This is a genomic window from Phytohabitans sp. LZ39 (assembly GCF_059359075.1).
Genome location: NZ_JCADBM010000014.1, coordinates 1 through 24,793 on the forward strand (window position 1 = coordinate 1; position 24,793 = coordinate 24,793).

At 74.5% G+C, this 24,793-nt stretch carries 22 protein-coding genes; 11 read left to right on the forward strand and 11 right to left on the reverse strand.

The window, feature by feature from the left end; all coding sequences use genetic code 11:
* The first annotated feature begins 338 nt into the window (after positions 1–338).
* Positions 339–872: a hypothetical protein gene (locus tag AC5L36_RS25275; RefSeq protein WP_441220986.1), complete on the forward strand. Its 534-nt coding sequence runs from the start codon at positions 339–341 to the stop codon at positions 870–872.
* Here the strand turns inward: AC5L36_RS25275 and AC5L36_RS25280 are convergent.
* A complete protein-coding gene (locus AC5L36_RS25280; protein WP_441220988.1) occupies positions 866–1,384 on the reverse strand; it encodes an O-acetyl-ADP-ribose deacetylase in 519 nt (172 codons plus the stop codon). The genes AC5L36_RS25275 and AC5L36_RS25280 overlap by 7 nt on opposite strands.
* A gap of 38 nt (positions 1,385–1,422) precedes the next feature.
* Here AC5L36_RS25280 and AC5L36_RS25285 point away from each other — a divergent pair, with 38 nt between their 5' ends.
* The 4 genes from AC5L36_RS25285 to AC5L36_RS25300 all read left to right on the forward strand — a co-directional run bounded on the left by AC5L36_RS25285 (position 1,423) and on the right by AC5L36_RS25300 (position 6,982).
* Positions 1,423–4,590, forward strand: a complete 3,168-nt coding sequence (locus tag AC5L36_RS25285; RefSeq protein ID WP_441220990.1) for an AfsR/SARP family transcriptional regulator — start codon at positions 1,423–1,425, stop codon at positions 4,588–4,590.
* A 30-nt stretch (positions 4,591–4,620) separates the two neighbouring features.
* Positions 4,621–5,586 (forward strand): ATP-binding cassette domain-containing protein, encoded by a 966-nt coding sequence (locus AC5L36_RS25290; RefSeq protein ID WP_441220992.1) that lies wholly within the window; start codon positions 4,621–4,623, stop codon positions 5,584–5,586.
* Between the two features lie 35 nt (positions 5,587–5,621).
* Entirely contained in the window at positions 5,622–6,377 is a 756-nt protein-coding gene (locus tag AC5L36_RS25295) for an ABC transporter permease (RefSeq protein WP_441221418.1), read from the forward strand.
* Positions 6,378–6,535: 158 nt separating this feature from the next.
* Positions 6,536–6,982, forward strand: a complete 447-nt coding sequence (locus AC5L36_RS25300) for a hypothetical protein (RefSeq protein ID WP_441220994.1) — start codon at positions 6,536–6,538, stop codon at positions 6,980–6,982.
* 84 nt (positions 6,983–7,066) lie between these two features.
* Here the strand turns inward: AC5L36_RS25300 and AC5L36_RS25305 are convergent, their stop codons facing one another.
* Positions 7,067–9,154 carry an HAD-IC family P-type ATPase gene (locus AC5L36_RS25305; RefSeq protein WP_441220996.1) on the reverse strand — a complete coding sequence of 696 codons (2,088 nt, stop codon included), beginning with the start codon at positions 9,152–9,154 and terminating at the stop codon, positions 7,067–7,069.
* Between the two features lie 63 nt (positions 9,155–9,217).
* Between AC5L36_RS25305 and AC5L36_RS25310 the strand changes: the two genes are divergently transcribed.
* Together AC5L36_RS25310 and AC5L36_RS25315 are read left to right on the forward strand one after the other, a co-directional pair.
* Entirely contained in the window at positions 9,218–9,520 is a 303-nt protein-coding gene (locus AC5L36_RS25310; protein ID WP_441220998.1) for a metal-sensitive transcriptional regulator, read from the forward strand.
* 43 nt (positions 9,521–9,563) lie between these two features.
* Positions 9,564–10,322 (forward strand): class I SAM-dependent methyltransferase, encoded by a 759-nt coding sequence (locus AC5L36_RS25315; protein WP_441221000.1) that lies wholly within the window; start codon positions 9,564–9,566, stop codon positions 10,320–10,322.
* Here AC5L36_RS25315 and AC5L36_RS25320 read toward each other — a convergent pair.
* Complete coding sequence (locus AC5L36_RS25320) at positions 10,291–11,172, reverse strand: hypothetical protein (protein WP_441221002.1); 882 nt, start codon at positions 11,170–11,172, stop codon at positions 10,291–10,293. The genes AC5L36_RS25315 and AC5L36_RS25320 overlap by 32 nt on opposite strands.
* 219 nt (positions 11,173–11,391) lie before the next feature.
* Here AC5L36_RS25320 and AC5L36_RS25325 point away from each other — a divergent pair, with 219 nt between their 5' ends.
* Complete coding sequence (locus AC5L36_RS25325; protein ID WP_441221004.1) at positions 11,392–11,976, forward strand: RNA polymerase sigma factor; 585 nt, start codon at positions 11,392–11,394, stop codon at positions 11,974–11,976.
* Between the two features lie 8 nt (positions 11,977–11,984).
* Positions 11,985–12,455 (forward strand): hypothetical protein, encoded by a 471-nt coding sequence (locus AC5L36_RS25330; protein WP_441221006.1) that lies wholly within the window; start codon positions 11,985–11,987, stop codon positions 12,453–12,455.
* A 25-nt stretch (positions 12,456–12,480) separates the two neighbouring features.
* Here the strand turns inward: AC5L36_RS25330 and AC5L36_RS25335 are convergent, their stop codons facing one another.
* Positions 12,481–15,093, reverse strand: coding sequence for a CHAT domain-containing protein (locus AC5L36_RS25335; protein ID WP_441221008.1), 2,613 nt, complete (start codon positions 15,091–15,093; stop codon positions 12,481–12,483).
* A 52-nt stretch (positions 15,094–15,145) separates the two neighbouring features.
* On the opposite strand from AC5L36_RS25335, the gene AC5L36_RS25340 reads away from it, so the two are divergent.
* Positions 15,146–16,465 carry a S8 family peptidase gene (locus AC5L36_RS25340; protein ID WP_441221010.1) on the forward strand — a complete coding sequence of 440 codons (1,320 nt, stop codon included), beginning with the start codon at positions 15,146–15,148 and terminating at the stop codon, positions 16,463–16,465.
* On the opposite strand, the gene AC5L36_RS25345 is transcribed toward AC5L36_RS25340, so the two are convergent.
* The 6 genes from AC5L36_RS25345 to AC5L36_RS25370 all read right to left on the reverse strand — a co-directional run bounded on the left by AC5L36_RS25345 (position 16,454) and on the right by AC5L36_RS25370 (position 22,755).
* On the reverse strand, positions 16,454–17,620 hold the full coding sequence (locus AC5L36_RS25345) for an aminotransferase class V-fold PLP-dependent enzyme (protein ID WP_441221012.1): 1,167 nt from the start codon (positions 17,618–17,620) through the stop codon (positions 16,454–16,456). The genes AC5L36_RS25340 and AC5L36_RS25345 overlap by 12 nt on opposite strands.
* A complete protein-coding gene (gene egtD / locus AC5L36_RS25350) occupies positions 17,617–18,579 on the reverse strand; it encodes an L-histidine N(alpha)-methyltransferase (RefSeq protein WP_441221013.1) in 963 nt (320 codons plus the stop codon). Before egtD ends, AC5L36_RS25345 begins: the two co-directional genes overlap by 4 nt.
* On the reverse strand, positions 18,576–19,298 hold the full coding sequence (gene egtC / locus AC5L36_RS25355) for an ergothioneine biosynthesis protein EgtC (protein WP_441221015.1): 723 nt from the start codon (positions 19,296–19,298) through the stop codon (positions 18,576–18,578). Before egtC ends, egtD begins: the two co-directional genes overlap by 4 nt.
* Positions 19,298–20,599: an ergothioneine biosynthesis protein EgtB gene (gene egtB, locus AC5L36_RS25360; RefSeq protein WP_441221017.1), complete on the reverse strand. Its 1,302-nt coding sequence runs from the start codon at positions 20,597–20,599 to the stop codon at positions 19,298–19,300. Before egtB ends, egtC begins: the two co-directional genes overlap by 1 nt.
* The gene (locus tag AC5L36_RS25365; protein WP_441221019.1) at positions 20,596–21,810 is read right to left on the reverse strand and encodes a glutamate-cysteine ligase family protein; all 1,215 of its coding nucleotides are present in this window, start codon (positions 21,808–21,810) and stop codon (positions 20,596–20,598) included. Before AC5L36_RS25365 ends, egtB begins: the two co-directional genes overlap by 4 nt.
* A gap of 72 nt (positions 21,811–21,882) precedes the next feature.
* The gene (locus AC5L36_RS25370; RefSeq protein ID WP_441221021.1) at positions 21,883–22,755 is read right to left on the reverse strand and encodes an MBL fold metallo-hydrolase; all 873 of its coding nucleotides are present in this window, start codon (positions 22,753–22,755) and stop codon (positions 21,883–21,885) included.
* Positions 22,756–22,837: 82 nt separating this feature from the next.
* On the opposite strand from AC5L36_RS25370, the gene AC5L36_RS25375 reads away from it, so the two are divergent.
* Positions 22,838–23,695, forward strand: coding sequence for a LysR family transcriptional regulator (locus tag AC5L36_RS25375; protein WP_441221023.1), 858 nt, complete (start codon positions 22,838–22,840; stop codon positions 23,693–23,695).
* Between the two features lie 6 nt (positions 23,696–23,701).
* Here AC5L36_RS25375 and AC5L36_RS25380 read toward each other — a convergent pair whose 3' ends face one another.
* On the reverse strand, positions 23,702–24,634 hold the full coding sequence (locus tag AC5L36_RS25380; protein WP_441221025.1) for an SMP-30/gluconolactonase/LRE family protein: 933 nt from the start codon (positions 24,632–24,634) through the stop codon (positions 23,702–23,704).
* Positions 24,635–24,793 lie beyond the last annotated feature (159 nt).

Here is a 24,793-nt window from a genome sequence, read left to right on the forward strand (position 1 = left end):
CCTGGCGAGCCGCCGACCCACGCGTACTCCGGCGGGAGCAGCGGCCCGCAGCTGACACGAACCCGGGCAAACTCAAGCTCGAGGCACACCACGACCGGCGCCACCCTGACCCCGAAAGGCCTCTAGGGCGCGCTCTCCCGATGATCGTTCGCCCAATACCCGCACGCTTCCCGGCGTGTCGTGTCGTTTTCGGGCGAACGATCATGGCGCCGCCACGTGCCGAGCCACATCCCCAAACAGTGGGAAGCGGGAAGGTCTCCAGACCAGGCGGAGCGAGGGGTGCGGGGTGGCACGTTCCGGGGATTTGGCGGGACGGGCGCTTTCCTAGCGTGAGTGCCATGACGGACTTTCATGTTCCGACCGAGCCGTATCACGTGCTTCCGGCCGAGATCCACAGCGACGGCAACTCCGACGGTGTCACCGACTACGTCGTGCACGACCACGACCGTGACGGGCACTACGAGCGGTACGAGCAGGACACCGACTACGACGGGCGGTTCGACGTCGTCCAGTACGACACGAACGAGGACGGCGTGGTCGACGGGCGGCTGGAGGATCTCAACCGGGACGGCGCCTGGGATGTGGCGGCGTGGGACCGAAACCACGACGGGACCTACGACAACCTCAGCTACAACCTCGACGGGCGGCCGGGCTGGGATCTGCACAAGGTGGACACCAACTACGACGGGCTGATCGACCTCGTGCGCCGCGACCTCGACCACGACGGGTTGTACGACGTGCGGACCGAGGACCGCGACCACGACGGCGCGGTGGACCGGCTGTCGTACGACCTCGACGGCGACGGCCACTTCGACCTGGTCAAGGAGGACAACAACTTCGACGGTGACTTCGAGAACTCGTTCCGCTACTGACCGGCGGCGTCCTCCGCGAGCGCCGCGGCCAGCAGGTCGTAGGTCGCCGCGTCGAAGGCGACCAGCCGCACCTGTTCCACCCTCGTGGGTGTCGCCCGGATCGTCGCCACCGCGATGCGCGCGGCCCTCGCCGGCGGGAAGCCGTAGACGCCCGTCGCGATCGCCGGGAAGGCCACGCTCCGCGCGCCCACCTCGTCCGCGACCGCCAGGCTGCGCCGGTAGCAGGAGGCGAGCACCTCGTCCTCGCCGTACGCGCCGCCGTCCCACACCGGGCCCACGGTGTGGATGACGTGCCGCACCGGCGGGTCCATGCCGAACGCGGGCGTCACCTTCGCCTCGCCGGGCGGGCACGGCGCGATCGCCCCGCCCGCCCGTGCCAGCTCCGGGCCGGCCGCCTGGTGGATCGCCCAGTCGACGCCGCCGCCGCCCAGGAGCGACTCGTTCGCCGCGGTCACGACCGCGTCGACCTTCTCGCGCGTGATGTCTCCGCGCACTACCTCGATCGCCACCATGGCACCGATGCTTCCAGAACGTGGGAGAGGATGTACCCGTGCGGTACGGGGTGCTCGGAGCGGTGCAGGTGCTCGGCGCCGGCGGGGTCGAGGTGCCCGTCGGTGGGCCGCGCGCCCGCGCGCTGCTCGTGCTCCTGCTGCTCGACGCGGGGCGGATCGTGCCGGCCGAGCGCCTGATCGACGGCCTCTACGGCGACAGCCCGCCGGCCGGTGCCGCCAACGCGCTCCAGTCGCAGGTGTCCCGGCTGCGCCAGGCGCTGGGGGAGTACGCGCCGATCGAGTTCCATCCGGCGGGGTACCGGCTGGCGGTGGAGCCGGACGGCGTGGACGCGCACCGGTTCGCGCGGCTGGCCGCCGACGGGCAGCGGGCGTTGGGCGCGGGCGACCTGGCCGGCGCGGCCGCGGCGCTGCGCGAGGCGCTCGACCTGTGGCGGGGGCCGGCGCTGGCCGACGCGCCCCACGCGGCCGGGAGGGCGGCGCGCATGGAGGAGCTGCGGCTCACCGCCGTCGAGGACCGCGTCGAGGCGGAGCTGGGCTTGAAAACCAACCCGGGCCAGCTCGTCGCCGAGCTGCGCGACGTCGTGGCCGCCCACCCGCTTCGGGAACGGCCGCGCGCCCTGCTCATGCGGGCGCTCTACGCGGCCGGGCGGGCGGGCGAGGCGCTCGCCGCGTTCGAGGACGCGCGGCGGGTCTTCGCCGACGAGCTGGGCACCGACCCGTCGGCGGAGATGACCGCGCTGCACGTGGCCATCCTGCGGGAGGAGGTGGCCCAGCCGCCGTCGCTGCCCGGGCAGCTGACCAGCTTCGTGGGGCGGGAGGAGGAGCTGCGCCGCGTGGGCAAGCTGCTCGGCGAGGCGCGGCTTGTCACGCTGCACGGGCCGGGTGGGGCGGGCAAGACCCGGCTCGCGGTGGAGGCGGCCGGGCGGCAGGACGGCGAGGTGTGCTTCGTCGAGCTGGCGGCGCTCACCCCCAGACCGCCGGAGCGGGCCGGCGCCACCGCGGACGCCGCCGACGGGGGGAGTGAGCGCGGCCAGGACGGTGACGTGCCCCGGGCGGTGCTCGGCGCGCTCGGCCTGCGCGAGGCCGGCCTGCGCGGGGCGGCCGACCCGCGGGACGCGACCGAACGGCTCGTCGCCGCGCTCGCCGACCGGCGGCTGCTCGTCGTGCTCGACAACTGCGAGCACGTCGTCGACGAGGCGGCCCGCCTCGCGGCGCGCATCCTCGCGGCCGCACCGGGAGTGCGGGTGCTCGCCACGAGCCGTGAGCCGCTCGGCATCACCGGCGAAGCGCTCTGCCCCGTCTCCGGCCTGGCGGTCCCGCCGACGGAGAGGCCGGACGAGACAACGGCGGAAAGGCCGGACGAGACACCGGATCGGGCGCCCGGCCAGGCCTCCACCTACCCCGCCGTGCGGCTGTTCGCGGACCGGGCGGCGGACGCCGTTCCCGGGTTCACCGTCGATGGTTCCAATGTGGACGATGTGCTGCGGATCGTCCGTACCCTGGATGGGTTGCCGTTGGCCATCGAGCTGGCGGCGGCGCGGCTGCGGGCGCTCCCGGTCGCGGAGGTCGCGGTCCGTCTCGACGACCGTTTCCGGCTGCTCACCCGCGGCAGCCGCGCGGCGCAGCCCCGCCACCAGACCCTCCGCGCGGTCGTCGAGTGGAGCTGGGAGCTGCTCGATGAGAGCGAGCGGCGGCTGGCGCGGCGGCTGACCGTCTTCGTGGGCGGGGCCACGCTCGACGCCGCCGAACGCGTCTGCGGCGCCGACCTCGACGTGCTCGCCAGCCTCGTGGACAAGTCGCTGGTGGTGGCCGCCGCCGGACGGTACCGGATGCTGGAGACCGTCCGCGCGTTCTGCGCCGAGCGGCTCGCGGAGGCCGGGGAGGCGGCGGAGCTGCGGGCCGCGCACGCCGCCTACTACCTCGACCTGGCCCGCACGGCCGACCCCCACCTGCGCCGCGCCGAGCAGCTGGAATGGCTGCGGCGCCTGGACGGCGAGCGGGACGACCTGCGCGCCGCGCTCGCCCGCGCCGTCGACGACGACCCGCCCACCGCGCTGCGCCTGCTCGCGGCGCTGTCGTTCTACTGGTGGCTGCGCGGCCTGCGTACCGAGGGGGCCGCGCTCGCCGCCCGCCTGCTCGCCGCCGCCGGCCCGGAGGCGCCCGAGGGACTGCTGGAGGAGTACGCGGCCTGCGCCCTCACCGCTCATCTCGGCGGCACCGCCGACGTGCCGGCGCGGCAGTGGGGCGCGGACATGATCGTCCCGACGCTGGGGCGGCCGCCGCGGCACCCGTTCGTGCTGTATCTGTCGGCGATGGCGCTCGGCCCGCCCGCGGACGGCCCGGTCACGATCGCCGAGATGGTCGAGCGGTGGGGCCCGATCTTCGGCGAGGACCCGTGGATCCACGCGCTCGGCTCCATCGGGGTGGGGCTGATGCTCCTGTTCCACCAGCGGGTCGAGGAGGCCGAACGGGAGATCGCGGTCGCGCTGGCCGGCTTCCGGGCGATCGGCGAGCGGTGGGGCATGATGCTGTCGCTGGCGGCGACAGCCGAGTTCGCCGACGGGCGCGGTGACCACGCCGCGGCCGCCGCCCCGATGAGCGAGGCGCTGCGGCTGGCCGAGGAGCTGGGCTCCGGGGTCGACATGGCCGACCTGCTGCGCACCCGCGGCGACGGGCGGGTGGCCGCCGGCGACCCGGCCGCGGCGCGCGCCGACTACGAGCGTGCGGCGGCGCTCGCCCGCCGCGCCGGCGTGACCGAGATGGTGGCCGCGGCCCACCTGGGGCTCGCCGGGGTGGCCCTGCGCAGCGGCGACCTGGCCGAGGCGCGGCGGTGGTGCGCGGAGGCACTGGCGGAGTGCCCGAGCGGGTGGTTCAGCGCGGACGCCACCCGCTTCGGCGTGCTGGTGGCTCACGGCAGCATCGCGCGCGAGGAGGGGGACGAGGCCGCCGCCCGTGCCTGGTACCGCCGCGCGCTCGCCGCGATGGCCGGCGTCCGCACGATGCCCATCGTCGCCGACGCGATCGACGGCCTCGCCGCCCTCTCACCGCCGGACGAGGCGTCGCTGCTGCTCGGCGCCGCGGCGGCGCTGGAGGCGGTCCCGCTCGACGCGGCCCGCGGCCGCGCGGCCTCCCTGGCGGACTTCGAGCGCGGCGCCGCGATGAGCCGCGCACAGGCGCTGACGGTGTTGTCAGCCGGCGGTGCGTGACCGGTCAGCGCCGCCCGCCACCGTGCTGGCATGACGACACAGACCCCCGCGGTGGTCGCCGAGGACCTGCGCAAGCGGTACGGCGCGACCACCGCCCTCGACGGCTTCGACCTCACCGTGCCGGCCGGCACCGTGTGCGGCGTCCTCGGCCCCAACGGCGCCGGCAAGACCACCGCCGTGCGGGTGCTCGCCACGCTGCTCCGCTTCGACTCCGGCCGGGCGTGGGTAGCCGGGCACGACGTGGTCCGCGAGCCCGGCCGGGTGCGCGGCGCGATCGGCCTCACCGGCCAGTACGCGGCGGTCGACGACATCCTCTCCGGCCGCCAGAACCTCGTCCTGTTCGGCCGCCTCCACCACCTGCGCCCCCGCGCGGCGAAGCGGCGGGCGGACGAGCTGCTGGAGCGGTTCGGCCTGGCGGAGGCGGCGGACAAGTCGGCCAAGGACTACTCCGGCGGCATGCGGCGCCGGCTCGACCTGGCGGCCAGCCTCATCCGGACGCCGGAGGTCCTGTTCCTCGACGAGCCCACCACCGGCCTCGACCCGCGCAGCCGCAACCAGCTGTGGGACGCGGTGCGCGAGCTGGTCGGGGGCGGGACGACGGTGCTGCTCACCACGCAGTACCTGGAGGAGGCCGACCAGCTCGCCGACCGCATCTCGGTGGTCGACCAGGGCCGGGTGGTGGCCGAGGGCACCTCCGACCAGCTGAAGAGCAAGATCGGCGGCGACCGGGTCGAGGTGGTCGTGCGGGACGCGGCGGACCTGGCGGAGGCGGCCCGCCTCGTCGGCCACGTCACGGCCGCGCCACCCGAGGTCGACGCCGACGTGCGCAAGGTGAGCGCGCCCGTCACCGACCGCGTCGCCGCGCTCTCCGACGTGATGCGGACACTCCAGGCCGCGCGGATCACCGTCGAGGACGTCGGGGTACGTCGCCCGACGCTCGACGAGGCGTTCCTGCGGATCACCGGCCACCGTTCCACCGAGGGGGTGTCGCGGTGACCTCGCTGCGCTGGGGCCTCGCGGACGGGTGGACGATGACCCGCCGCAACATGGCGCACGTGGTGCGCGCCCCCGAGGAGATCGTCATCTACTTCAGCCTGCCGATCATGTTCGTGCTCGTCTTCGGGTACGTCTTCGGCAGCGGCATGGCCGTCCCGGGCGGCGGCAACTACCGCGAGTACCTGCTGCCCGGCGTCTTCGTCATGACCATGCTGTACGGCCTGGGCGCCACCGCCACGGGCGTCGCGGTGGACGTGAGCCGCGGCGTGGTCGACCGCTTCCGCTCGATCGACATGGCCCGCTCCGCGCTGCTCGTCGGCCGCAGCGGCGCCGACCTGCTCCGCGCGCTACTGGAGATGGCGACGCTGGTCGTGTGCGGCCTGCTGGTGGGCTGGCAGTGGCGCGACGGCGTCCTGAGCGCGCTCGCCGGCGTGGGGCTGGTGCTGCTGCTCCGGCTGGCGCTGACCTGGGTCGGCATCTACCTCGGCCTGGTGGTGCCCAACCCGGACACCGTCTCGGTGATCGTGTTTCCGGTGGCGTTCCCGCTGACCGCGCTCTCGAACGTCTTCGTCGCGCCCGACCTCATGCCCCACTGGCTCGGCACGATCTCCGCCTGGAACCCGCTCTCCGCGACGGTCGCGGCCAGCCGGGAGCTCTTCGGCAACCCCGGCACGGGCGGCGACTCGTGGGTGGCCCAGCACCCACTGCTGCTGGCGGTCCTGTGGCCGGCGCTGCTCATCACGATCTTCGCGCCGCTGGCGGTGCGGCGCTACCAGCGCCTGAGCCGCTGACCCCGCCCGTGAGCGGCCGGGCCGCCGGGCGGTGGGCTCGGTGGGCTCGGCCGTTCGGTGGGCTCGGCGGCTCGGTGGGCTCGGTGGGCGCGGCGTCGGTGGGCCTGGCCCCTCGGTGGGGTCGGCGGCTCGGTGGGCTCGGCCGCGAGAATGGGTCCATGAGCGAGGAGATGCGACGCGCGGCGGTGGTGGCGTTGGCCGCGCTGGCGAGGAGTTTCGACGACCGCGACCAGGCGGACGCGGGCCGTTGCCTGGCCAGCTTCGCCGAGATCCCCGAGGCACGCGAGCCGTTGTGGCACCTGATGCTCGGCTCCGCCGGCGCGTCCGCCGTCCGCGCGACGGTGGAGGGCCTGCTCCGGCGCCAGGACGCGGTCGGCGTCACGGTGGTCGCGGCGGCGCTGGGCACCGCCGACCCCGACCAGGTCGACCGGATCCACATCGCGCTGGCCGACGTCATGAGGGTGCTCGCCGGCGAGCTGGATCTGGAGGCCACCATGCGGTCGTGCGGGATGTTGGTCGAAGGCGACGACGAAGACCTGAGCCGCGGCGCCGACATGCTGATCAGCATGGTCGCGATGGTCTCCATCATGGACCCCGACGACTAGCGAGCGTTCGGGCAGATCCGGCTCAGATCGTGGTACTCGGCTGCTGCCCCAGCTACAGCCAGGTACCACGATCCGCATCGTGTGTTACGCCTCCTGCGGGGTGAGCCTGGTGCGGCGGAGGAGTTGGGCGTTCAGGGCAACCACGATCGTGGAGGCGCTCATCAACACCGCGCCGACCGCGGGGCTCAGCGTGATGCCGGCCCAGGCCAGGACGCCGGCGGCCAAGGGGATGGCCACGATGTTGTAGCCGGCCGCCCAGGCGAGGTTCTGCACCATCTTGCGGTAGGAGGCGCGGGACAGGCGGATGACGCCGGTCACGCCGCGCGGGTCGGACGAGGCGAGCACCACGCCGGCCGACTCGATGGCCACGTCGGTGCCGGCGCCGATCGCGATGCCGACGTCGGCGCGGGCCAGGGCCGGTGCGTCGTTGACGCCGTCGCCGACCATCGCGACCCGGTGGCCGCGCTCCTGGAGGCCGGCGACCGCGCTGTCCTTGTCGGCGGGGAGCACCTCGGCGAAGACCTCGTCGAGGCCGAGCTTGTCACCGACCGACTCGGCAACCGCCCTCGCGTCGCCGGTGATCATCGCGATCTTGCGGACGCCCTCGCGGCGGAGCTGGGCGATCGCGTCGCGGGCCTCGGGGCGGACCTCGTCTTCGAGGGCGAGCGCGCCGATCACCTCCGGGCGGCCTCCGTCCTGGCTCGCCGCGCCCCCGTCCTGGCTCGACCCGCCGCGGTCCTGGCTCGACCCGCCGCCCTCGTGGTTCGCCTCGCCGCCCGGCGCCGCGGAGGTGGGGTCGAGGCGGATCAGGTGGAGGACGGCGGCGCCGCGGCGTGACCACTCGCCGGTCTGCTTCGCCAGGTCTTCGGGGACCTCGGCGCCCAGCTCGCGGAGCAGTGCCGGGCCGCCGACCGCGTAGCCGACGCCGTCGATCGTGGCGCGCACGCCGCGGCCAGTCAGGGAGCGGAAGTCCGTCGCCTCGGCGGGGGTGTCCGCGGCGGCGACGATCGCCTTGGCCAGGGGATGCTCGCTGTCGGCCTCGACGCCGGCGGCCAGGCGCAGCACGTCGTCGCCGCCGGCCACGCCGCTGACCTTGTGGGCGCCCTTGGTCAGCGTGCCGGTCTTGTCGAAGAGGACGGCGTCCACGGTGCGCATGCGCTCCAGGGCGAGGCGGTCCTTGACCAGGATGCCGGCGCGGGCGGAGACGGCCGTGGACAGCGCGATCACCAGCGGGATGGCCAGGCCGAGCGCGTGCGGGCAGGCGATGACCAGGACCGTCACGGTGCGGACGACGGCCTCGTCCAGGTCGCCCGATGCCCACCAGGCCAGGAACGTGAGCACGCCCGCGCCCGTCGCCACGTAGAAGAGCATCGCGGCGAACCGGTCGGCCAGCACCTGAGCCCGGCCGGCGCTGGCCTGGGCCTGCGCGACGAGGCGCTGGATGCCGGCGAGCGCGGTGTCCTCGCCGACGGCGTCGACCCGGACGCGGATCGCCGAGTCGGTGGCGACGGTGCCGGCCACGACGCGGTCGCCCCGCTCGCGCGGGACCGGGCGGGACTCGCCGGTGATCATCGACTCGTCCAGCTCGGCGGCGCCGTCGGTGATGCGGCCGTCCGCCGGGACGCGGCCGCCGGAGCGGACCAGGACCACGTCGCCGGGCTTCAGGTCGGCGATCGGGACCCGCTCGCCGCTGACCAGCTCGGCCTCGTCGGGCAGCAGCGCGGCCAGCGCGGACAGGGCGCCCTGCGCCTGGCCGATCGCCTTCATCTCCTGCCAGTGGCCGAGCAGCATGATCGTGACAAGGGCGGCGAGCTCCCACCAGAAGTCCAGGTCGAAGGCGCCCGCGGCGGTGGCGATCGAGGCGCCGTAGGCCACGGTGATCGCCATCGAGATCAGCAGCATCATGCCGGGCGCGCGGTCGCGCACCTCGCGCACGCCGCCGACCAGGAACGGCCAGCCGCCGTAGAAGAACACGACCGAGCCGAGCACCGGGCCGACCCAGTCGACGCCGGGGAAGTCGAGGCGGTAGCCGAACCAGTCCATGACCATCTCGCTGGTCAGCACCACCGGGACGGTGAGCGCCAGGCTCAGCCAGAACTTCCGCCGGAACATCGCCGGGTCGTGGCCGGCGTGCTTATCGTGGCCTTGCACGTGGTCGTGGCTGTGTTCCATGGGCCGTACTATACCCCCCTAGGGTATTGCTCCGGGTAGGATGTGGGGCCGGGAGAGGATGACATGGACGACACTGCACACGCACACCACGGATATATCCACCAGAAGGACGACTACCTCAAGCGGCTGCGGCGCATCGAGGGCCAGGCGCGCGGCCTTCAGCGCATGGTCGAGGAGGAAAAGTACTGCATCGACATCCTGACCCAGGTGTCGGCGATGACGAAGGCACTCCAGTCGGTCGCGCTCGGCCTGCTCGAAGAGCACCTCAGCCACTGCGTGGCCCAGGCGGCCCAGTCCGGCGGCCCGGAGGCCGACGAGAAGATCCGCGAGGCATCGGACGCGATCGCGAGGCTGGTGCGCTCGTAGAAATTCGGCGGCGGCCGCGAGCGAGGACCGGCACCCTGGGCGGGTGGCCACGTTCGAAGAGCTTGTCGAAGAGGGCGCCGCCGCGCCCGTAGAAGGGTGGGACTTCTCCTGGTTCGCCGGCCGGGCGACCGAGGAGCGACCGCCGTGGGGTTACGCCCGGCTGATGGGGCGCCGCATGGCCGAGGCCCGGTCGGGCCTCGACGTGCAGACCGGCGGCGGGGAGGTGCTGGCCACCATCCCCGCGCCACCACCCCGGCTCGCGGCCACCGAGTCCTGGCCGCCCAACGTGGCGGTGGCCCGCCGCAACCTCGCCCCGCTCGGCGCCACCGTGTACGAGGTGGCCGACGACGCCGACCTGCCGTTTCCGGCGGAGGAGTTCGACCTCGTCGTGAGCCGCCACCCGACCCGGATCCTGTGGGACGAGATCGCCCGGGTGTTGCGGCCCGGCGGCGCCTACCTGTCGCAGCAGATCGGCGACGGCACCAACCACGAGCTGACCGAGGCGATGACGGGCCCGGTGCCGGCCGGCACCGCGCGCGACCCGCGCCGGGTGGTCGCCGCCGCCGAGGCCGCCGGGCTGACCGTGGTCGACCTGCGGGAGGCGACGCTGCGGGTGGAGTTCTTCGACGTGGGCGCGGTCGTGCACTTCCTGCGCAAGGTGCTCTGGACCGTGCCCGGGTTCACCGTCGAGGCGTACCGCGACCAGCTGAAGGCGGTGCACGACCGGATCCAGGCCGAGGGGTCGTTTCTGTCCCACAGCCGCCGGTTTCTCATCGAGGCGGTGAAGCCCGCAGGATCTTGACGGTGTGCACGGTGATGTAGCCGCGCCAGTCGAGGGCCGCCGCGGGCGACCCGGCCGCGAAGTCGACGGTCCAGCCGCCGTCGTCCTCCTGCCGCCCGGCCAGCTCGGCGAGCTCCGCCTGGACCGCGCCGGGTGGCATGAGGTCGCGCAGCGGCCCGGGGAATGGGGCGAAGTCGAGCGGCCGCATCGACTCGCCCTCGCTGCCGCCCACCACCGGCAGCGTCGCCGACGCCGGCAGAAACCCGACGAGCCGCCGCAGCTCGGCGGCCGCGCCCGGCCACGAGTCGTGCACCGCGTCGAGAAACCACAGCATGAACCGGAACTCGATCGCGAAGCCGGCCTCCCGCCGCTCGGCGATCCGCTCCCGGCAGTACGCGCCGGCGCGGGCCAGCCACGGGTGGTCGCGTACCGCCGGGTCGTGCCGGGCGACCTGGTGCGCGGCCGCGGCGACCGCGCAAGTGATCTGCGGCGACGACGTGGTGGTGTCGGCCCCGGTCCAGATCGGCGAGGTGCCCGTGGGCTGGGTGACGGGGAGCGCGAACGGCAGGCCGCCGTCACCCAGCGTCACCGATTCGAGCCAGTCGCACAGCGGGCCGCCGAACTCGCTCGTGCCACCCACCTCCGCCAGCACCTCGAACGCGTGCAGCGCGCCGGCCGGCTGGCTCTCCGGCGACCGCAGGTCGGGCTCCAGCGCCCAGCCGAAGCCGCCGTCCGGGTTGCGGTACGCGGCGAGGGCGGCCAGCACCGCCACGCCGTCGCCCTCCCCGGTGACCAGGTCGAACCGCCGGCGGTCGATCAGCCGTGCGTGGCCGGCCAGGAACTCCGCGGCCTTGTTCAGATAGGTCTCCATGGGCCCCATCCTGGCGCGCCCATACCGGCCCCGGCTTGAACGAAACGGACACGCGGCGGGTATCGCACACCGGACAACGCGTATCAACGCGACGTGCGGGCCGCTCATGTCTGCGTGATGCCAAAATCGATCCCGTCCAATCAGCACCGTCCCGGCGCGCGTCGTGGACTTGCCGAGCGGCCGTTCGCGAGAATGGGGCCGGCGATCCGGGGGGACGGGATGGACCCATTGGCGGAGGCGGATGCACGCGATCTTGTCGAGCGGGTGCGAGACGGCGACAACGAAGCGTGGGTGGAGCTCACCGACAGGTACGTGAGCCTGCTCTGGTCGGTCGCACGGAGCATGCGGCTGAGCGAGGCCGACGCGGCCGACGCGGTACAGACCACGTGGCTGCGCCTGGTCGAGGCGCTCGACTCGCTGCGCGATCCGGCGCGGGTCGGCTCCTGGCTGGCGACCACGATGCGGCGCGAGTGTCTGGCGGTGCTGCGGCGCCGCGCGCGGGTGGTGGCCGCCGAGGGCTGGGACCAGATCGCCGGCGACACCGCCGCGCTCGACGAGGCGCTGCTGCGCCGGGAGCGCGACGCGGCGCTGTGGCGGGCGTTCAAGGGGCTCGGGCCACGCTGCCAGTCACTGCTGCGGATGCTCATGGCCGAGCCGGCCCCGTCGTACGCCGAGGTGTCCGCGGCGCTCGACATGCCGGTCGGCGGCATCGGCCCGACGAGGCGCCGCTGTCTCGACAACCTGCGCAAGATCATGCTGGCCGGAGCACATCCGTTCGAGGCCCCGTCAGCGGGGAGTGCGTGAGGACTGTCATGAACGATCTTGATGACGACGCCCTGATGGCCGAGCTGCGCCGCATCGCGGCCGAGGTCGACCCGGTGCCGCTGAGCGTGGTCGAGGCGGCCCGCGCCGCGATCGCCACCCGCCACCTCGACCACGAGCTCGCCGAGCTCGTCGCCGACTCGGCCGACGCCGGGTCGGGCCTGCTCTTCGAGGCGGTGCGCGGGCCGGGGGTGGCGGAGAGCCGGCTGCTCACGTTCGACGGCGGCGGCGTGCAGGTCGACGTCGACCTGGCGCCGACGGGCGGCGGCCTGCGGGTGATCGGGCAGTTCACCGGCCCGGTGACCGAGTGCGCCGTGGAGCGCGGCGACGGCGGCGCGCTGGAGCTCGCGGTCGACGAGCTGGGCCGCTTCGTGGCCGACGACGTCTCGCCCGGCCCGCTGCGCCTGCGCTACCGCTCCGAGATCGGTCAGCTGGTGCGGACCGCGTGGCTCGTCCCGTGAGCCGCGCCCGGGGCGTCGCGTGAGCTCAGCGCCCGAGGGCGAGGAAGGACAGGGCCGTCGCGACCGCGACCGGGTCACCGCCGGTGCCGGCGCGCACGGTGAGCAGCGCCTCGGCGAACGAGGCGCCGGCCCGCAGCCGCTCGTGGAAGGCGACCATCAGCGGGGCGGTGGCGCCGTCGTGCACTGGCACGACGCTGGCCAGGATGCTCGCCGTGCCGAGCGGCACCAGCGCGGTGACCATGCCGAGCAGCTCGTCGACCACCGAGGCGCCGGCCGCGGCGACCGTACCGGCCACACCGGACTCGCAGCTGGAGAGCACCAGCCGCAGCGGCGCGCGGCGCAGCCGCCCCAGGTCGTGCACCATCAGCGGCCCGTCGTCGAGCGACAGCGCGGAGAAGAGCGGGTTTCCACTGTGGAACGTGCCGTGCGCCGCGACGTGCGCGGTCCACGCCCCGTCGAGCGCGGCCAGGGTGGCGGCGGCCGTGGCGGCGCCCTCGCTGAGCACCACCGCGTCGGGGTACAGGGCGGCGAGCTGCTTCAGCTCGACCGCGCTGGCGTCCAGACCCGGGCCGCCGACCAGCGCCACCCGGTGCCGGCGCGGCGCCTGCACGGCACCGGCGCGCAGCCAGGTGGCGGCCGACGGCGCGACGCCCAGCGGGGTCCCGCGCAGCGCCGGGAGCAGCGCCCACGGCACCGCGTGCAGCTGCGCCGGCGGCACCACGACGACCGGGCCGTCGCCGGCGAGGTCGGCGGCGGCCGGCCCGAGCAGCGCCCGCTGGAGCGCCACCCCGGCGCGGTCGAGGCGGTCGAGCACCCCGCGCGGCGCCCGGCCGTGTGCGAGCCGCCGCAGCATGAACCGGGCCAGCTCCACCTCCCGCTCGGCGCCCGCGAGCGAACCGACGGCGTGCATGCGGACCCGGCGGCCGACGGCGGTGGTGGCGTACAGGACGCCGTCGACCGCGGTCAGCTCGGCCAGCCGGTGGTCGCCCAGGCCGTCGAGCAGCGCGGCGAGGTCGGTGCCGGCGAAGCCGCCGCCGGCCGGGTCGCCCGCCGCCCGCCGGGTACGCGCGCGGATCGACGCTTCGAGCGTGCCCCGCTCGTGGTCGAGCCGCGCGGTCGGCGCGCCCTCCGCCCGGGCCGCTTCGAGTCGGCGTACCACCGCGCGCAGCGAGCCCAGCTCGGCGACGAGCTCCGGGTCGTCGGGCGGCAGCGCCGGGGGCACGGCGAGCGCGCTGGCCCGCCACCGCTCGGTCCAACGCAGCAGCATCCGGCCGTCGCCGCGCCGCACCGCGTGGCGCAGGGCGATGTCGACCAGCTCGGTGCCGTACGCGGCGGCGTGCGCGCGCAGCTCCGGCGCACCGAGCGTGCGCTGGTGCTCGCCGGCGGCGACGAGGCCGCGCCGGCAGGCGACCAGCGCGGCGGCCGTGTCACCGCGGCCCTGCGCGCGCAGCGCCTGGGCCAGCCAACCGGCCGCGTGGCCGAACGTCGGGCCTCGGTGCCGGTAGCGGGCCGCGCTGGCCAGGTGGCGCTCGGCGACGTCGGTGCGCCGGCCCAGCCCGGCGGCCAGCCGCCCGGCGAGCAGGTGGGCGGCGGGTGCCTCCTCGGCACGCAGCGCCTCCAGCCGGTGGGCCAGGTCGGCGGCCTGCGCGAGCAGGCGGGCGCCGCGCTCGCCGGCCGCGTACCGCGACTGGGTCACCACGAACGCCGCGCGGGCGTGCCACCACTGCCGCCCCTGCCGGCGGAAGAGGTCGCGGGCGGCGGCCGCGCGTTCGATCGCCTCCGCGGGACGGCCGGCGGCGACCGCGGCACGCGCGGCGACCAGCTGGAGCTCGGCCACCTTCGTCCGCTCGCCGCCGGTGCCCGCCCGGCGCACCGCCTCGTCGGCGACGGTGACCGCCTCGGCGGCCAGGCCCGCCGCGAGCAGCACGGCGCAGCGGTCGATGGCGAGGTTGGGGCGGGTCACGCCGAGCGCCGCGTACCGCTCGCCGGCTTCGTCGAGGAAGCCGAGCGCGCGCGGGATGTCGCCGCCCTGAAGGGCCAGGTCGGCCCGGCTGTGCACGGCCATCGCCGACTCCATCTCCTGCCCCGCGTCGGCGAGGAGGCGCTGGGCGATGGCGAGGTCGTGGTCGGCGCGGGCGGCCTGCCCGAGCGCCGCGTACACGAGGAAACGGTGCGTGCGCGAACGGGCCTCCCAGATCGGGTCGCCGCCGCGCCGCAGCAGGTCGATGGCGCGGCGCAGGTCGGCGAGCGCCTCGTCGTACCGACCCAGCACGCGAAACAGGCTGGCCCGGCGCATCAGCACCCGGCCGGCCCGGACCCCGCCCGCGCAGCCCGCGACCGCGGTGTCCAACATGGCCAGACCTTGTGCGGTACGCCCGGCGAACCCGAGCGTCGCGCCGAGGGTGGCCTGCACGTCGACGACCCGCTCGGCCGAGGGGGAGCGCCGGGCGGCACGGAGGGCGGCGCGCAGTTCGGCGATGGCGTCGTCGACCCGGCCGGAGTCGCGCAGTACGATCGCCCGCGCTTGGTGCGCGACCGAGGCGGCGGTCGCGTCCGGACGCCGGGCGAGCACCTGCCCGGCCTCGGCGAGCGCGTCGGCCGGGCGCGAGACGGCGAGCGCGAGCAGTGCCTCGTCCACCAGCACATCGTAGGAATTCCATGGAACCGATCGAGACACCGGGGAGGGTGTCGTGGCTGACAAGCCGACAGGCAAGTCGAGATCGACCGAGCAGATACAGGCCGACCACACGGTCCGCGCGCTTGGCGGGCCGGAGGAGGCGGGCATCCTCCGCAGTGGACAGCCGGGGGAGATCCAGTACATATACCGGAAGGGCTTTATCCTGGTCCGCGAGGAGGCGGTGGCCGACGTGCGGTCCATCTTGGACCGTTACGACCAAGGCGTGCGTGGGCGGCGCAGCGACGACTACGGCGAGACACCGCCGCCGTCCCGCGAGCGCGACGAGATCGAGCAGGTGGTCAGCGGCGTCCGGCTGCTGCGGGTGCGCGGCCTGGAGACGCACGACGCCCTCGACCTGATCCGGGAGGGCAGCGAGGAGTTCGACATCGCGGGCCTCGGCGCCGGGATGTGCGCGCCCGACCACGCGGTGCACATCTCCGGTGACGCGGCGACGTGCCCGGCCACCGAGCCGGAGCCCGTCGCGCCGGGTGGCTCGCCGTTCCCGCCGATAGCCGCCGACCCGTCGGCCGGCGCCGGCGTCAAGGTCCTGGTGATCGACACCGGCTTCGACAACGGGATGAGCAGCACGCCGTTCTGGCTGCACGGGGTGACCGGCGAGACCGACCCGCTGGTGCGGCAGGGCAGGGTGCTCGAGCCGTACGCGGGGCACGGCACGTTCATCGCCGGGCTGGTGCGGGCGGTCGCGCCCCGGGCCGAGGTGCGCGTGCTGAGCTTCTTCAACCGCGGCGGCGCCACCTGGGAGTCGACGCTGGTGCAAAACCTCGACAGCGCGCTGGCGTTCGAGTTTCCGGACATCATCAGCATGTCCGCCGGCACCCGCTCCTACCCGGGCGGGCTGCTCGCGTTCAACGTCTTCAACGAGCAGCGGCTGCGCCACCACAAGGGCGTGGCGCTCGTCGTGGCGGCCGGAAACGACGGCGACCGCGACTTCTTCTGGCCGGCCGCCGCGTCGTACACGGTGTCGGTCGGCGCTCTCGACACCGACTGGCGGAGCCGGGCCGACTACAGCAACTTCGGCGGCTGGGTCGACGTGTACGCGCCCGGCACCGACCTGGTCAACGCGTTCCCGGACGGGAAGTTCACCTACCAGGAACACCCGAACATCCCGCCCGCGCTGCCGCAGCCGCGGGTCGAGACGTTCGCGGGCATGGCGATGTGGAGCGGCACGTCGTTTTCCACGCCGATCGTGGCCGGGCTGATCGCCGCCCGGATGTCCCGCACCGGTGAGAACGGCCGGGACGCGGCGGCCGCTCTCATCGCCCAGGCGCGGGCACAGGCGGTGCCCGGGGTGGGTGCGGTCCTACTGCCGTAGCACGGCGGCGAGGCGGTCCAGCTCCTCCTCGGTGTTGTAGTAGTGCACCGAGGCGCGGACCAGGTCGGGCAGGCCGCGGGCGGCGAGGTCGAAGCGGGCGTACTCCATCGGGGACACGCTCGTGTTGATCCCCGCCGCCCGCAGCCGCCCGCGCACGTCGGCCGCCGGCACGCCCCCGACCGTGAACGTGACGATGCCGCACCGCCGCGTCCCCTCGTCCCGCACGGCCACGCCGGGCACCTCGCGGAGCCGGTCGCGCAGCCCCTCCGCGAGGGCGGTGACCCGGGCCTCGATCGCGTCGAGGCCCCAGCCGAGCGCGTAGTCGACCGCCACGCCGAGGCCGATCTTGCCGGCGTAGTTGGTCTCCCAGGTCTCGAAGCGGCGCGCGTCGGGGCGGATCTCGTACGCGTCCGGCGCGGTCCAGGTCGCCGCGTGCAGGTCGAGGAACGGTGGTTCGAGGCGCTGGACGAGCCGCTCCGAGACGTACAGGAAGCCGGTGCCGCGCGGCCCGCGCAGGAACTTGCGGCCGGTGGCGGCGAGCATGTCGCAGCCGATCGCGGCTACGTCGATCGGCATCTGGCCGACCGACTGGCAGGCGTCCAGCAGGTACGGCACGCCGGCCGCCCGGGCCAGCGCGCCGATCTCCGCGGCAGGGTTGACCAGCCCGCTGTGCGTGGGCACGTGGGTGACCGCGACGAGCGCGGCGCCCCGCTCCAGCTCCTGGGCGAGGTGGTCGAGCGAGGGGAGGCCGTGCGCGTCGGTCTCGATCACCTCGATCACCGCCCCGGTGCGGCGGGCCACCTGGAGCAGGGCGATCACGTTGCTGGCGTACTCGGTGCGGACGGTCAGGACCCGGTCGCCGGGCCGCAGGTCGTACGCGTAGAACGCCATGTCCCAGCCGCGGGTGGCGTTTTCCACGACCGCCACCTCGCCCGGCGCGCACCCGATGAGCCGGGCGATCGCCGTGTACGCGTGGTCGACCTCGGCCGCCGCCGCCTCGGCCGCCTCGTAGCCGCCGATCCGCTCCTCCAGCCGCAGGTGGCCGACGACCGCGTCGGTGACGGCGGCGGGCGGGAGCGCGGCGCCGGCGTTGTTGAGGTGGACCACGTTTTCGCAGCCGGGCGTCTCCCGCCGCGCCCGCTCGACGTCGATCATGACGCTTGCGCCAGCGTCACCCCGAAACGGCCCGCCGGGTCGGTCCACCACCGCGCCGGCTCGAAGCCCGCCGTCGTCAGCTCGGCCGCGATCCCGTCACGGCGGAACTTCGCGGAGATCTCCGTGTACAGCTCCTCGCCCTCGGCGAACGAGACGTCGAGGTCCAGCCCGGTGACCCGGACCCGCATCGGCCGCAGCGCGCGGAGCCGCATCTCGATCCACTCCTCCTTCGCGTCCCAGAGCGCCACGTGCGCGAACGACTCCGGGTCGAAGTCGGCGCCGAGCTGGCGGTTGAGCACGCGCAGCACGTTGCGGTTGAACTCGGCGGTGACACCGGCGCTGTCGTCGTACGCCGCGACGAGCGTCGCCTCGTCCTTGACCAGGTCGGTGCCGAGCAGGAACCACTCGCCCGGATGCAGCACCGCCCGCAGGTCGTGCAGGAAGCGGGCCCGCTCGGCCGGCTCGAAGTTGCCGATCGTGCCGCCCAGGAACACGACGAGGCGCCCGTCGCCGGCCGGTATCTCGTCGAGGTGGCGGGTGAAGTCGCCGGCGATCGCGTGCACGTCGAGGTCGGGGTAGTCGGCGTCGATCGCGGTGGCGGCCGCGCGCAGGGCCGGCTCGGAGACGTCGAGCGGCACGAAGCGGGCCAGCGTGCCGTGCCGGTGCAGCGCGTCGAGCAGCAGCCGGGTCTTGTCGGAGGAGCCGGAGCCGAGCTCGACGAGCGACTTCGCGCCCGTGGTCTCGGCGATCTCGGCGGCGTGCGTGGTGAGCGCGGCCCGCTCGGCGCGGGTCGGGTAGTACTCGGGCAGCTCGGTGATCCGCTCGAAGAGCTCGCTGCCGTACGCGTCGTAGAACCACTTCGGCGGGAGCGTCTTCGGGGTCGCGGTCAGGCCGGCTCGGGCGTCGTCGCGCAGCGCCCGGGCCAGGTCGGCCTCGGTCAGGTGGATGTCGAGCCTCACAGATCCTCCACTGTGTACGTTGTCGCGTCGGCCACGACGAGCGAACGGTCGGGCACGGGTCGCCACGCGGGGTCGTCGTCGAAGGGCTCGGAAGCGACGACGTGGGGACGGGTCCACAACGAGTGGCCGGCGGTCGTGGCGTGGATCCGGCGGCCGTCGGTGAGCAGCAGGTTGAGCCGCGAGCCGGGCGCGGCGGAGTCCACTTCGGACACGGTGGCGGCGAGCGCGGCGGCCGGGTCGGCGCCACCACGCAGCCGGTGCCGCACCAGCGCCCACAGGAACGCGGCGTCGGTGGGCGCGTCGAGCGTGAGCAGGTCGACCGCGGGGAGCCGCTCGGCGAGCTTGGCGACGCTGTGCGGCCACCCCATGACCCGGCCGTTGTGGCTGAAAAGCCAAACCCCGTCGTGGAACGGGGCGCAGGCGCCCTCGGTCACCGGCATCCCCACCGTCGCCGAGCGCACCGCCGCGAGCACCGACCCCGACGTGGTGACGCGCGCCAGGTCGACGAAGCCCGCGTCACTCCACATCGGACTCGCACGCCGATAGCGGACGGGGCCGTCGGGCGTGTGCCACCCGACGCCGAAGCCGTCCGCGTTGATGGTGCCGCCGCCGCGCATGTCGCGCGGCGCCCAGGACTGGCGCAGCAGCGCGTGCGGCGGCTCCAGCACCAGGGCCGACAGCGACACCGGCGGCCCCAGGTAGGCCAGGTGACGGCACACTAGGCGACCTCGCCGGGCGCGGCGTCACGCGCGCAGCGGAAGCCGCTGAAGATCTGCCGCCGGATCGGGTAGTCCCAGTTGCGGAACGTGCCCCGGCAGGCCGCTTTGTCGGTGCCGAACGAGCCGCCACGCAGCACCTTGTACTCCGGACCGAAGAACACCTTCGAGTACTCGTCGTAGGGGAACGCGGCGAAGCCCGGGTAGCCGGCGAAGTCGGACGACGTCCACTCCCACACGTCACCGATCAGCTGGTGCACGCCGGCCGGCGAGACGCCCGCCGGGTAGGCGCCCACGGGCGCGGGGGAGAGGTGGCGCTGTCCCAGGTTGGCGTGCCGCTCCGCCGGATCCTCGTCGCCCCACGGGTAGCGGCGCGATCGGCCGGTGGCCGGGTCGAAGCGGGCCGCCTTCTCCCACTCCGCCTCGGTCGGCAGGCGCTTGCCGGCCCAGGCGGCGTAGGCCTCCGCCTCGTACCAGCAGACGTGCACCACCGGCTCGTCCGGCACCAGCGGCTCGCGCCGGCCGAAGCGGGTGTACGTGCCGTCGCCGTGCCAGTGCATCGGCCCGGACAGGCCGGCCCGCTGGCGATGCGCCCACCCCTCGGTGCTCCACCAGCGCGGGTTGGCGTAGCCGCCCGCGTCGACGAACTCCTGGTACTGCCCGTTGGTCACCGGCGCGCGGTCGATCAGGAACGCCGGCAGGTCGACGGTGTGCGCCGGCCGCTCGTTGTCGAGCGCCCAGGGCTCCGCGGAGGTACCCATCGTGAAGGGCCCGGCCGGGATCAGCGCCTCGCCGCCGGCGGTGGCCGTGGCGCGCGGTGGCGGCGCGGCCTCCAGCACCGGCGGACCGACCCGCAACTGGTGGGTGGCGAGCATGGTCTCGTCGTGCTGCTGCTCGTGCTGCACGATCATGCCGAACGCGAACCCCTGGTCGACCAGCGGCCGCCCTTCCAGCGGCACCCGGTCGAGCAGGTCGAGCACCTTGTCGCGTACCTGGCGGGTGTAGGCCCGCGCCTCGGCCGGCCCGAGCAGCGGCAGCTGCGGGCGATCCTTGCGCGGGTGCTTGAACGCGTCGTAGAGGTGGTCGATGTCGGACCGCACCGGCTCGCGGCCGCCCACGTCGCGGACCAGCCACAGCTCCTCCTGGTTGCCGACGTGGGCGAGATCCCACACCAGCGGCGACATGAGCGGGGAGTGCTGGCGGACCAGGTCGTCGTCGTCGACCGCGTCGGTCAGGCCGGAGCTGCGCAGGCGGGTGCGTTCGAGCTCGGCGGCGACAAGCGCACGGACATCGATATCAGTCATTTCGCAGCCTCCTGTAGCCGGTCGGCAACCGCGCTGACCTGCGCGGCGGTGAGGTCGGTGTCGGACAGTGCGGCGAGCGCCAGCTCCACGACCCGGGGCGCGACCGCGCCGAGCACCGGGTCCGCGAGGCCGTCGCGCGCCGCCGCCACCCATCGGTCCGCGGCGGGCAGGGCCCGCGCGGACGCCTCGTCCACCGTCTCCTCACGAGCGAAAAGCGCCGCGAGTACGGCCACCGGGGTGAGCCAGTCGCCGGACGGCTGGGCGTCCAGGTAGCGAACCTCGAGGTAGCCCCGGGCCCGCACCGGCGTGAAGAGCGTGGACAGGTGGTGGTCGAGGTCGTCGTAGGTCGGTGGCCGGTCCGGCGCGCCCGCGACGCCGTCGATCCAGCCGGCGAACGTCACCGGTCCGGGGGTGTCGCGTGCCTCGGCGCCCTCGCGGACGAAGAGCACCGGGGTGTCGAGCGTGCGGCCGGCCCACGAGCCCACCGCGCCGTCGCTGGGCGGCGGGGGATGGGTGCGGCTCGGGTCGGTGGCGAACCAGCTGCGCACCCGGCTCGACACCCAACCCGTCTCCCGGCCGGCCTGGCGGGGCGAGTTGGCGAACAGGGCCACCATGACCGGACCGAGCCGATGCAGAGCGGTCCAGCGGGCGGCGACCCGCTCGGTGGTGCCCGCGTCGAGGCAGACCTGGAGCCCGGCGGAACCGGTCATCCACGCGCGGCCGTGCGGCCCGATGCGGTCGAAGGCGCGTTCCATCGCCTGGTAGCGCGGGGTGTGCAGCACGCGCCGCGCCGGCCGGTGCGGATCGCACCCGTGGTCGCCGAGGCGCAGGCCGGCGCCGGCCAGGCGGGCCGCGACGTAGTCGATGTCGGCCGCCGTGCCGGCGTGCAGTCGGGAAAGGGATGACTCGGGCGGGGTGGAGATCTCCACCTGGCCGCCGGGCTCGAGGGTGACCGTGCCGCCGTGCGGCAACGCGAGGTGCGGACTGTCCGGCCGCAGCGTGCGGGGTGTGTGGTCACCGAGCGCCGCGCAGAGCGTGGCGGGGTCGAGGGGTCGGGACGGGTCTTCGGAGTGGTGAACGGTCCATTCGAGCTCGATGCCCAGGTGGCGGGGTGGTCCGGTCTTGAAGCAGACGCGCCCCACATAGCCCTCGGCATCCGCCCGATCGGTGACCGTTGGCGCGGTCGCCGTTACCGATTCGAGATGTGACACGATCGCGACCTTACCTCGGCCGTGTGACATCTTCTCGTCGCTCGGGCGACCTCGGCGGGCGTGCGCGGTCGGTCAGCCGGTGTGCTCCGCGCACAGGCAGCCGACGCCGCGCTCGATCCACTCCTGCCCCTCCCAGTCCGGGTGCAGGCGGATCATCAGGTCGCGTACCTCGGCGACGATCTCGGCCTCGCCCATCGCCGAGTCGCGGCGCTTCCAGGTCTCGTCGCGCAGCAGCCGCAGGTAGTCGCGCACGTCGGCGAGCAGGGCCGGACCGCCCACCGCGCCGTGGCCCGGCACCACGACGCGCGGCGCCCGCTCGGCGAGGCGTTCCATTACCGCCAGCCAGCGGGTGCCGGACACGTCGGTGTCGTGCGGCGGAAACCACGGGAAGATCGCGAACTGCCCGGCCTCCACCAGGTCGCCGGTGAACATCACCCCGGCGTCCGGCACCGTCACCACCTGGTCGCCGCGGCTGTGCGCCCGCCCGGTGGCCGCCATCCGCACGACCCGGCCGCCGAGGTCCAGCTCGTACTCGTCGCCGTAGACCACGTCCGGCTCGGTCAGCGTCACACCCTCCAGCTCGCGGGCGACCGCCTCGCCCAGCCCCTTGAACATCTCGAGGTAGCCCGGCCCCTTGCCGCGCCGGTCCTCGGCCTGCGCGCGGTTGACGAGGTAGGTGGCCGCGCCGGCGAACACCTGCGCGCCCATCGCGTGCTCCGGGTGGAAGTGCGTCGTGGTGAGGTACATGCGGCGCCCCTTGGCCACCTCGGCGGCGAAGGCGAGGACCCGCTCGGCGTTGGCCGGCCCCATGCCGGTCTCCACCACGAGCACCGAGTGGGCGCCGCCGACGACGCCGATGTTCGGCACGAGCTGCACACCCCGGTTGGGCACCACGAGCAGGTCGCTCGCGAGCTCCTGGACACCACTGATCTGTACGACCGTCATGCCACCACTCCAGCGCCGCCGCACCGGTACCGTCCAAGACTTGTTGCGGCGTCCCGATACCGGCCGGGTATCGTCGCCGGTCATGGAGCTGCGGACGCTGCGCTACTTCGTCGCCGTCGCCGAGGAGCTCCACTTCGGCCGGGCCGCCGCCCGCCTGCACATGACCCAGCCGCCGCTCAGCCGCGCGATCCGCCAGCTGGAGACCGACCTCGGCGCGGTGCTGCTGCGCCGCTCACCGGCGGGCGTCACGCTCACACCGGCCGGCACCGCCCTGTACGAGGAGTCCCGGACCCTCCTGGAGCAGGCCGACCGCGCCCGCGCCCGGGTCGCCGGCGCGGCGGGGGAGCAGGCCCTGACGATCGGCACGCTCGTCGACAGCGTCCAGCTGGCCGGCACGCGCCTGGCCGCCGCCTTCCGCGAACGGCATCCGGCGGCGCGGGTGCGGATCCGCGAGGCTGACTTCACCGACCCCACCTGCGGCCTGCGGGCCGGCCTCGTCGACGTCGCGCTGACCCGCGCACCCTTCGACGACAACGGCATCACGACGCGGGTGCTCCGCGCCGATCCGGTCGGCGTGGTCCTGCGCGCGGACGACCCCCTCGCCGCCCGCGACGCGCTGCGGCTGGACGACCTGGCCGGCCGGCGGTGGTTCCGGCTGCCGGACGGCACCGACCCGGTGTGGCACGCCTACTGGACCGCGACGGACCCGGGCGGCCCGTGGCGCGACGGCCCGGTCGTGCGGACGATGCAGGAGTGCCTTCAGGGTGTGCTCTGGAACGGGACGCTGGGGCTGGCGCCGGTGGACCACGCCCTGACCGACGGCGTGACGGTGGTGCCGCTTGTCGACATGCCGCCGAGCCGCCTGGTGCTGGCCTGGAACACCGCGGACACCAGCCCCCTCATCCGCTCCTTCGTCGCGCTCGCCGGCGCGCTCTTCTGACCGGGCCTAGGCGTCGACCACCACGACCTCGTACCGCGGCGCGGTCGGCGGGATGCCGGTGTCGAAGTGCGCGTTGACGGCCGCGAGCCGGTAGCCGAACAGCGCCGCGGTGGTGGGGATCGCGAACGCGGGACTCGTGATCGTCTTCTCCAGCGTGCCCCGGCTCAGGTCGCCGGCGAGCCGGTACCGCGCGATCTGGTTGTCGAAGTTGCGCACCGCCCACAGCCGCCGGCCCTCGAGCACGATACCGTCCACATTGGGCACGTCGACGCCCGCGATCAGCGCGCTGGCGCCGGTGGCCGCGTCCACCGTGTACAGCCGGCCGTTCGCGGAGTGCGCGACGACGAGTGTCTTGCCGTCCGGCGTGGCGGCGATCCCGTTGAGGTTGAAGTCACCGCTCGTGTCGGCCGCCGGGCCGGTGACGGCGAGCGTGCGCACCGCCCCCACCTTCCCGTGCCGGTCGACCGGCACGAAGAAGAGCTTCGCCTGCGTGGTGTCGGTGAACCAGGCGCCGCCCCGCGTGAGGGCCACGTCGTTGACGAAGTTGGTGTTGGCGGTCGCGAGCTGCCGGGTGGCGACGGTCGCGCCGGTGCGCAGGCTGTAGACGTACGCCTGGCCGGTGGCCCCGCCGGCGACGAAGAGCAGACCGTGGCGGGTGTCGGCCTTGAGGCCGACCGCCATCCTGCCATCGGGTACGTCGATGAAGCGCTCCGCGGTGCCCTTGCGGATGTCGCCCCGGAAGATGTCACCGGCGAACAGGTCACCGGCGTAGAACGTCGAGCCCGCGCCCGCCGCGATCCCCTCGGCCGAGGTGGCCCCCGGCAGCACGATGACCTTGTCCTGCCTGGTGTCCGCCGTCCCCCCAGCGGCGGCTGGCGTGGCCGAGGCCAGGGGTAGCGCCAGCGCGAGCAGCGCCACCGCCGTGCGTCGCAGAAGCATGATGTCTCCTATCAGGTGATGTCAGCGTGATTGTGCCGGATCGTCCGCCCGACACAGCTCCGCCACGTCGCCAACCGGTCACGACCGGTCTATCACCGATGTACGCCGATGGCACAAGGTCGCCGCGCTCGTATCCGGGCCGCGCCATGATCGTTAGCC